The 7,653-nt window shown below is 63.3% G+C and carries 9 protein-coding genes; all 9 read right to left on the reverse strand.

The window, feature by feature from the left end; genetic code table 11:
• Positions 1–914: tRNA lysidine(34) synthetase TilS (gene tilS / locus AACZ55_RS14690; protein WP_339647303.1), on the reverse strand; the 914-nt coding region annotated here is incomplete at its 3' end.
• Positions 908–1,891 carry a tol-pal system protein YbgF gene (gene ybgF, locus AACZ55_RS14695; protein ID WP_339647306.1) on the reverse strand — a complete coding sequence of 328 codons (984 nt, stop codon included), beginning with the start codon at positions 1,889–1,891 and terminating at the stop codon, positions 908–910. The genes ybgF and tilS, both read right to left, overlap by 7 nt.
• A 158-nt stretch (positions 1,892–2,049) precedes the next feature.
• Entirely contained in the window at positions 2,050–2,550 is a 501-nt protein-coding gene (gene pal, locus AACZ55_RS14700) for a peptidoglycan-associated lipoprotein Pal (protein ID WP_338610634.1), read from the reverse strand.
• Between the two features lie 178 nt (positions 2,551–2,728).
• On the reverse strand, positions 2,729–4,030 hold the full coding sequence (gene tolB, locus AACZ55_RS14705; protein WP_338609448.1) for a Tol-Pal system beta propeller repeat protein TolB: 1,302 nt from the start codon (positions 4,028–4,030) through the stop codon (positions 2,729–2,731).
• A 181-nt stretch (positions 4,031–4,211) separates the two neighbouring features.
• Positions 4,212–5,309 carry a cell envelope integrity protein TolA gene (locus AACZ55_RS14710; protein WP_339647309.1) on the reverse strand — a complete coding sequence of 366 codons (1,098 nt, stop codon included), beginning with the start codon at positions 5,307–5,309 and terminating at the stop codon, positions 4,212–4,214.
• 3 nt (positions 5,310–5,312) lie between these two features.
• Entirely contained in the window at positions 5,313–5,771 is a 459-nt protein-coding gene (locus AACZ55_RS14715) for a biopolymer transporter ExbD (protein WP_014131609.1), read from the reverse strand.
• Complete coding sequence (tolQ, locus tag AACZ55_RS14720; RefSeq protein WP_264227606.1) at positions 5,771–6,475, reverse strand: protein TolQ; 705 nt, start codon at positions 6,473–6,475, stop codon at positions 5,771–5,773. The genes AACZ55_RS14715 and tolQ overlap by 1 nt, the downstream gene beginning before the upstream one ends.
• Before the next feature lie 239 nt (positions 6,476–6,714).
• The gene (gene ybgC / locus AACZ55_RS14725) at positions 6,715–7,140 is read right to left on the reverse strand and encodes a tol-pal system-associated acyl-CoA thioesterase (RefSeq protein ID WP_339647312.1); all 426 of its coding nucleotides are present in this window, start codon (positions 7,138–7,140) and stop codon (positions 6,715–6,717) included.
• A partial coding sequence (locus tag AACZ55_RS14730) for a Holliday junction DNA helicase RuvB C-terminal domain-containing protein (protein WP_339647314.1) occupies positions 7,137–7,653 on the reverse strand: 517 nt, incomplete at its 5' end. The genes AACZ55_RS14730 and ybgC, both read right to left, overlap by 4 nt.

Below are 7,653 nucleotides of genomic sequence, written 5' to 3' on the forward strand. Positions count from 1 at the left end.
GCCGTAAACCGCGTACCCGCCGCAATGCGCTCCGCCAGCGCCTCGATCCGCGACAGAAAGAACGATTGCACTCCAGATACGCCAGCCAATGCCCGCTCGATAACGCGCACCCTGATTTCAGGATCGGCAGTCCCGAACGCCTCGCGCTCGATCCGCACGATTCCCAGGGGATCGCGCGCGGCATGCCCGGCGATAAACCCATCGGTCGCCCGAATGGCCAAAGCATCGATCCGCTGGAGCCGTTCGGCGGCCTTGCCCAGCCGATCGGGCGCGAGCCCGAGATCGGCAAGGCCGGGCAACGCGTCGCGCCAGCGCGTGCGTTCATAGGTTCGATCGGCGTTGGACGGGTCGAAGGCCGGCGACAACCCGGCCCGCGCCACCAGCGTCGCCAACGTTTCGGGCGAAACTCCAAGCAGCGGCCGGAAAACACAAATTCCCTCGACGCTCGAAAATGTCCTTATGCCGCCCAGCCCGGAAACTCCGCTGCCATGGGCAAGCCGCATCAGGACCGTTTCGGCCTGATCGCGCAGATGATGGGCGGTGAGCAGAATTTCGGCCCCGTCGGCGTCCATCGCCTGCGCAATCAGCCCGTAGCGGGCTTTGCGCGCCGCGCTCTGCCTGCCTGTCGAAGGTTTGTCCCCCGTCCAGGCAAGCGCGCGGCAGGAAAGTCCGAGCTTTCCGGCCTCGCGAGCAACCATGGCCGCTTCGGCCTGCGCCTCGGGCCGCAAGCCGTGGTCGACGGTATAGACGATCGCCCTGGGCTTTGTGCCGCTCCAGGCGGCATAGAGAAGCATCAGTGCAAGCGAATCGGCCCCGCCCGAAACGGCGAGGCCTATGGTTTTTCGACCGGCCAGAGGCGCAAAAAGCGTCTCGGGGTCGAGACCGCACAACGCCATGTCAGCCGGGGTCAGCACCCCGCCTGCGCCTGCTCGGCCGTCACCCTGTCCTTGAAGGCCTGGGTGGAGTCCGGATAGCGACGCAGCACTTCGCCATAAGTCCGGCACGCGGTATCGAACTCTCCCGCCCCGTGCAGCGCAACGCCGAGGCTGAACAGCAGATCGGGCGCACGGGTCGAGGTCGTGTAGCTTTCGAACCCTTCGAGCAGAACTTCGGCCGCTTCCCCATAGGCGGCGCGTTCGATCAACGTTTCGCCCAGCCAATAGGTCGCATCGGGCGCCTGCTGGTGGTTGGGGAAGGTTTCGATGAACTGGCGAAACTGGTTTTCCGCAAAGGCGTATTCGCCCCGCACCACGGCATCGTAACCCGCCTGGTACTGAGCGTTGGCATCGCCATCCTCAAGCGGGATCGCATCGGGATCGAAACTGAGATCGAGCGGCTCGGAGGGTGGCGTGCTGCCCAATTCGCCCTCGGGTGGGCCCAGAACGACCCCGTCAGCACCCTCCTCACTCGACTCCTGCCCGAACACATCGCTGGCATAGAGGTTGTCCTCGCCGCCGATTTCGCTGCTATCGATGATGTCGGAATCCCCGATCAGGGGATCGATCACCGTCTGATCGGAGGGGGCCGGCTCGCTCTGGGGCTGGGGGTCCTGCGGCAACCGCTCGGCAGGCGTCTCGCCGCCGGATGGGATTGCCGCATCAGTTTCCCCCAGGCTCCCGCCCTCCAGCTGCTGGAAGCGGTATTCATTGTCTTCCTGGGTGCGCTCGAGAAGGCTCTGGAGCTGGGTGAGCTGGAACTGAAGCCCCTCGATCTGACCCGAATTGAGCCGCACCTGCTCTTCGAGCTGGTCGATGCGCACCTGCATACCGGCCAGGTCATTGCCCTGCCCCTGTCCGGCGACAGTCATGGAAAAAGTCAGAAGTCCCGCCGTTGCGGCGATCACGGCGCCCTGCCGCCATCGCCCCACGAGCGTCGTTAAAAGTCTCGACACAACAAATCTCCTTTAAACGCGCCACTTTTGCATTGGCAACGCAGTTCAACGATTTAAGGATGCGTGATTAAAGCAGGTTTTTGGCAAAAAAGAAGCGCCGGGACCAGATACGCGGTCCCGACGCTATGCCTCCAGATTGGCATTGGCGATTTGGATGGTCAGTTTGTCAAAACGGTGACCGCGCGGCGGTTCTGGCTCCAGCACGAAATATCGTTGCAGATCGCGACGGGGCGTTCCTTGCCGTAGGAAACGGTCGAGAGGCGCTCCTGGGGAATGCCGCGGGAAACCAGATAGTTGACGACAGCGGTGGCACGGCGGGCACCCAGCGCGATGTTGTATTCGCGCGTGCCGCGCTCATCGGCGTGACCTTCGATCACGATGCGGTACTGGGCGTATTGCTGCAGCCACTGGGACTGCTGGTCCAGTGTCGCCTGCGCATCGGCGGTCAGAACCGAAGAATCGGTTTCAAAGAAGACGCGGTCGCCGACCGAAACCAGGAATTCCTGCTGGCTGCCAGGAGCACCGCCGCCCCCGGCGGCATCGCCGCTGATATTGCCGACGCCTGTGGTCGGTGTGCGGGCGCAGGCTGCGACGGCAACGAGCAAAACCGCCAACAGGAGGCCTTTGCCGAAACGAAGAAGGGGCATGGTCGAACCCATAGCGAAAAAGCTCCAGAACCGGAAAATTGTGGTTAGCATTTTTACAGCGCGTTATCTTAATCGCGCGTGTGTGGGCATAGTTAATCTTGTGCTAATCGGGCGCAATTGCGGCATCTGCCCGGCAAAAAGGCGTCCCGAAACAGGACGCCTTGCATGTGTTGCACGACTGCAATGGCCATTACGACAACAGCGGGCCCCAGGCCGGATCGGACGCGAAGCCCTCGGTGGGAACGCGCCGCTCGTTACGGCCCCAGATGTCGATGGAATAAAGCTGGGAACCGTCATTGCCACCGGGGTCACGGAAATACATCAAGACCCGGCCATTGGGCGCCCATGTGGGCCCCTCGGCGTGGTAGGAAGTGGCAAGGATACGCTCACCCGATCCATCCGGTCCCATGATGCCGATCGAGAACTGGCCACCCGACTGGCGGGTAAAGGCGATCAGATCGCCCTTGGGCGACCAGACCGGGGTCGAATAGGACCCGTCGCCATACGAAATCCGTTCCGCGCCACCACCGGCCGCCGACATCACGTAAATTTGCGGACGCCCGCCCCGATCGGATTCGAACGCAAGACGCTGCCCATCCGGCGAGTAGGAGGGCGAGGTGTCGATGGCCGAGCCCGTGGTGAGCTGCTGAGGCTGACTGCCCCCCAGATCCATCGCGTAGATATTGGTGACCGCGCCATTGCTGACCGAGAACACCAACCGGCGACCATCGGGCGAAAAACGCGGGGCAAAGCTCATCTGTCCGAACTGGCCGATGGACTGTGCCTGGCCTGTCGCCATGTTCACAACGAAAATGCCTGAAGAGGTCGGGCCGTCCAGGACCATATAGGCAATGAGCTGGCCGTCGGGCGACATGCGCGGGGTAAGGATCTGCTGGGCGCCATCGCTGAGATAGCGGATATTGGCGCCGTCCTGATCCATGATGGCCAGCCGCCGGACGCGGTTGGCGCGCGGGCCGCTTTCGGCCACGAACACGACGCGGGAGTCGAAATAGCCCGTTTCCCCGGTCAGCCCCGTGTAGACCGCGTCCGATGCGATATGGGCGATACGGCGCCATGAGCTTGCGTCCGTACCGTATGATTTTCCCGTTACCTGCGCGCCCGCCGTCGTGTCCCACAACCGCAGGCTCGACTGGATCTGTTCCGCGCGGTTGGCGTCCGCCATGATCACCGCGTCCGCGCCCGTCGAGCGCCAGGCGGGGAAATCGGGGGTCTGGCTGGGATCGCCCACCTGGGCGGGGTATCCGGCCGGATCGACCAGCCGGAACAGGCCCGAATTGGTCAAATTGTTGCGCACCACCTGCGCCACCTCGGCCCCGAAAGCCGCATCGGCGGAGGCGAAATTGGGGATGGCGATGGGCATGGGCGTGAAATTGCCGCCCGTCACCGTGATCTGCAATTGCGCCAGCACCGGACTTGCGGCCATCATCGCGGCGCCGGAAAGCCCCAGCCTGAGCGCAGTCCTGCGGGTCATCGAAATGTTTTCCACGTCAGTCTCCATGTTTGACGGCCTGTGCCGCCGCCTCGATCCGAAGGGTCAATCGGAGAGGCCAAATTGAGGTTGCCCCGATTATCGGCAAATCATGTCCGAATATCGGTGAGAGGTCAGTTTTGCGCTCGTTATTGCATTTTGGCCACGCATTGATGTCGCTCGGTTAAAGGTCGCGCGGATCGAACGTCACGTCCACCTGCCGCCAGCTGTCGTATTTTTCTGCCGGCAGCATGGTATAGGGACCGCAGCGCTCAACGGCCCGCTGGGCGGCAAACGCCGTGGAACGCATGAGATCGTCGGTCAGCGCCGAGCGGATTTCAGTCGCTGAAACCGACCCGTCCCGGTTGAACGTAACCAAGACCCGCACCGTCAGCCCCGGCACGCTGAGCGCGCCCGGCGGCGGCGTCCAGCAGCGACGCATGGCAGCGGCCAGCGCCGATTGCTCGGACTGGGTGAGCGTCGCAGACTGACCGCTGGGCGCTCCCAACGAGGATTGCCCACCGTCGCCTGTTGTGGCCCCGCGTGAGGTTTCCTCATTGATCAGATCGCCGATGCGGTCGGCAATGTCATCGGACACCTGGCTGGAGGGCTCCTGCGGCGTTGGGCTAGGCTCGGGCTGACGCTGCGCCTCGGCAAACTGCTCGCGCAGTTGCGACACCGACGACGTGACCTGCGGCGGTACCGGCGCGACAGGCTCCGGCTCGGGTTCAGGTTCGGGCTCCGGCTCTGGTTCCGGCTCAGGCTCAGGCTCAGGCTCAGGTTCTGGCTCCGGAACAGGTTCAGGCGCGGGCTCTGGCTCTGGTGCGGGTGTCGGCTCAGGCTCGGGTGCCGGTTCGGGTTCCGGCGTGGGCTCGGGACGCGGCGCCGGGGTGGGCGGCGGTGTGGGCTCGGGTTCCGGTTGAGGTTCAGGCTCCGGCTCGGGTTCCGGAGCAGGTTCGGGCGCCGGCGCTGTCTCAATAGTGGGCGCTGGAGACGGGGTATCGGAAATTTCGGGGTTGGGCTGGTCTTCTTCGGTGTTGCCGGTGCGCTCGGCAAGCTCGGCCTCGGTTTCGGTATCGACGGCCGACGGTGTTTCGGTCTCCACGATCTCGCTTTGCAGATTGCCCGCCTGGATATTTGAAAATTCCGAAATCGGGACGAGATCGACCGAAATCGCCGAATCCATGTTCGGATCGAGCCGCTCGACGCTCGAGAGCTGCACGAGGGTGAGCCCGATAATGGCGATATGGCCGACGACCGATACGGTGGTCCCGATCCGCATGGACTATTGCCCCGAGCTGTCGGCAGTCGGCTGCTGCGTGATCAATCCGATGCGCGAATATCCGGCCGACGAAAGCGTGCCCATGACATCCATCACGGTGCCGTAGCTGGCAGAGGTGTCGCCCCGCACATAGATCCGGTCTTCAGTCGATTCCGCGAGCGCGGAAACGGCGTCCACCAGCGCGGAAGACACCACCGGCTCGTCATCGACAAAAATCTCACCCTCGGGGGTAACCGAAACCATGATCGGGGTGCGCGGCGTCTGCAACTCGCCCGCCGATGACTGCGGCAGATCGACCGCGACCCCCGCCGTCATCATCGGAGCGGCGACCATGAACACGATGAGCAGCACCAGCACCACGTCCACAAAGGGCGTGACGTTGATTTCGCTCATCATGGCCCTGCGCTGGCCGCGACGGCGGCGGCGTCCGCCCCCGCTTCCGCCTGCAACACCCATGCCCATTATTTGCGGCTCCGCGCTTCGAGCTGGCGGCCCAGAATGGCCGCGAATTCATCGGCAAAGCCTTCAAGCCGGCCAACCAGCTTGTTGGCATCGCCCGAGAGCTTGTTGTAGGCGATAACCGCCGGAATGGCCGCCACAAGGCCGATGGCCGTGGCAAAAAGCGCTTCGGCGATGGGGCCGGCGACAACGCCAAGGCTGGCGCTTTGCGAGGCCGCAATGGACGAAAAGGCGTTCATGATGCCCCAGACGGTGCCGAACAAGCCGATGAACGGGGCCGCCGAGCCCACGGTCGCCAGAAACGAGAGCCGGCTTTCAAGCTGTTCGCTTTCGCGCGCGATGGCCACGTCGAGCACTTTGTCGAGCCGCGCCTGCACGCCGAGATAGCTCGAGGCGTTCTGTTCGTGGCTGCGCTTCCATTCCTTCATCGCTGCAACGAACACCGCCGCCAGCCCGCTGGTGGGGCGCTGGGAGAGCGTCTGATAGAGCTCTTCGAGCGACTGGCCCGACCAGAAGGTCTTTTCGAACTGGTTCATGTCCGACCGCACGCGGGTGAATTTGAGCGATTTGTCGATGATGATGGCCCAGCACCAGATCGACGCGGCCAGAAGGCCGAGCATCACCAGCTTGACGACGATGTCGGCCATCAGAAACAGGCCGATGGGCGAAAAATCGGTGTGCGCCGCCGCGCTGCCCACTGCGTCCATAGCTTCCATTATGAGTGTTCCTCGGAGAAAAAACCTTGCCGATGGGTGCCCCGCCGCCAGCAACACCCGATGCAATCGCGGTCAAATTTGTCAAAATTAACGCCGCGTGCAGAAAAGTGGTCCCACTTTTCGTCGTCAAAGCGACGCAGGTTGAATTTCGACAAATGCCCGCGACCGGGTCACCGCGACGCAGCAGGGCCGCTTGCCCCATTTATGGTCAAGGAAAGGTTAAGAAGCGCTCAACGCCGATCAAGTAAGGCGCGAAGGGCTGCTGGCAGGCGGACCGGCCGCCCCGCGGCGTTGAGCAAAACCGCCTGGACCTGCGCCCGACAGATGATTTCTGCGTCGCGCTTCATCGATTGCGCCAGAGCAAACCGCGCCCCGCCGGCCGCGGCCATTTCCGTTGTGACCTCGAGCAGATCGTCGATACGGGCGGGTCTGTCGTAGGAAATGGTCATTTCCCGCACCGCGAAGGCGAGGCCCTCGGCGATCAATTGAGAGTGATGGATGCCATGGGCGCGCAAAAATTCGGTCCGTGCCCGCTCGAAAAATTTCAAATACGCGGCGTGATAGACATTGGTGGAAAAATCGGTGTCCTCGAAATAGACGCGTACCGGGAACCGGTGGATGCCATCGGCCCCGATTTCGCCGCCAAAAACGCTCACTCCCCGCTCTCCTCCTCGAACAGGCTCGCCTGCAGGCCAGCAAAGCCCTGCGGGACGGCATAGCCCATGTGCTGGAACGAGAGTGCCGTCATCATCCGTCCACGCGGGGTGCGCTGGATGAACCCCTGCTGGATGAGATAGGGCTCGACGATTTCCTCGATGGCATCGCGCGGTTCGGACAGTGCGGCCGAAATGGTTTCGATGCCGACCGGCCCGCCGCCATAAAATTCGGCAATTGTCGTAAGATAGCGCCGGTCGAGCTGATCGAGCCCCCTGGCATCAACATCGAGCCGCAACAGCGCCTTGTCGGCGACCTTGCGGTTGATCTCGGCCGCGCCCTCGACAAGCGCGAAATCGGTGACCCGGCGCAACAGACGCCCCGCAATGCGCGGCGTGCCGCGCGAGCGGCGGGCGACTTCAAGCGCACCATCCGATGTCATGGCCATGCCCATCAGCCGCGCACCGCGCTCGACGATCTGGACCAGTTCTTCGGGCGTGTAAAAATTCAATCGC

Origin of the sequence: uncultured Pelagibacterium sp. (assembly GCF_963972885.1) — a bacterium.
Taxonomy (GTDB): Bacteria; Pseudomonadota; Alphaproteobacteria; order Rhizobiales; family Devosiaceae; genus Pelagibacterium; species Pelagibacterium nitratireducens.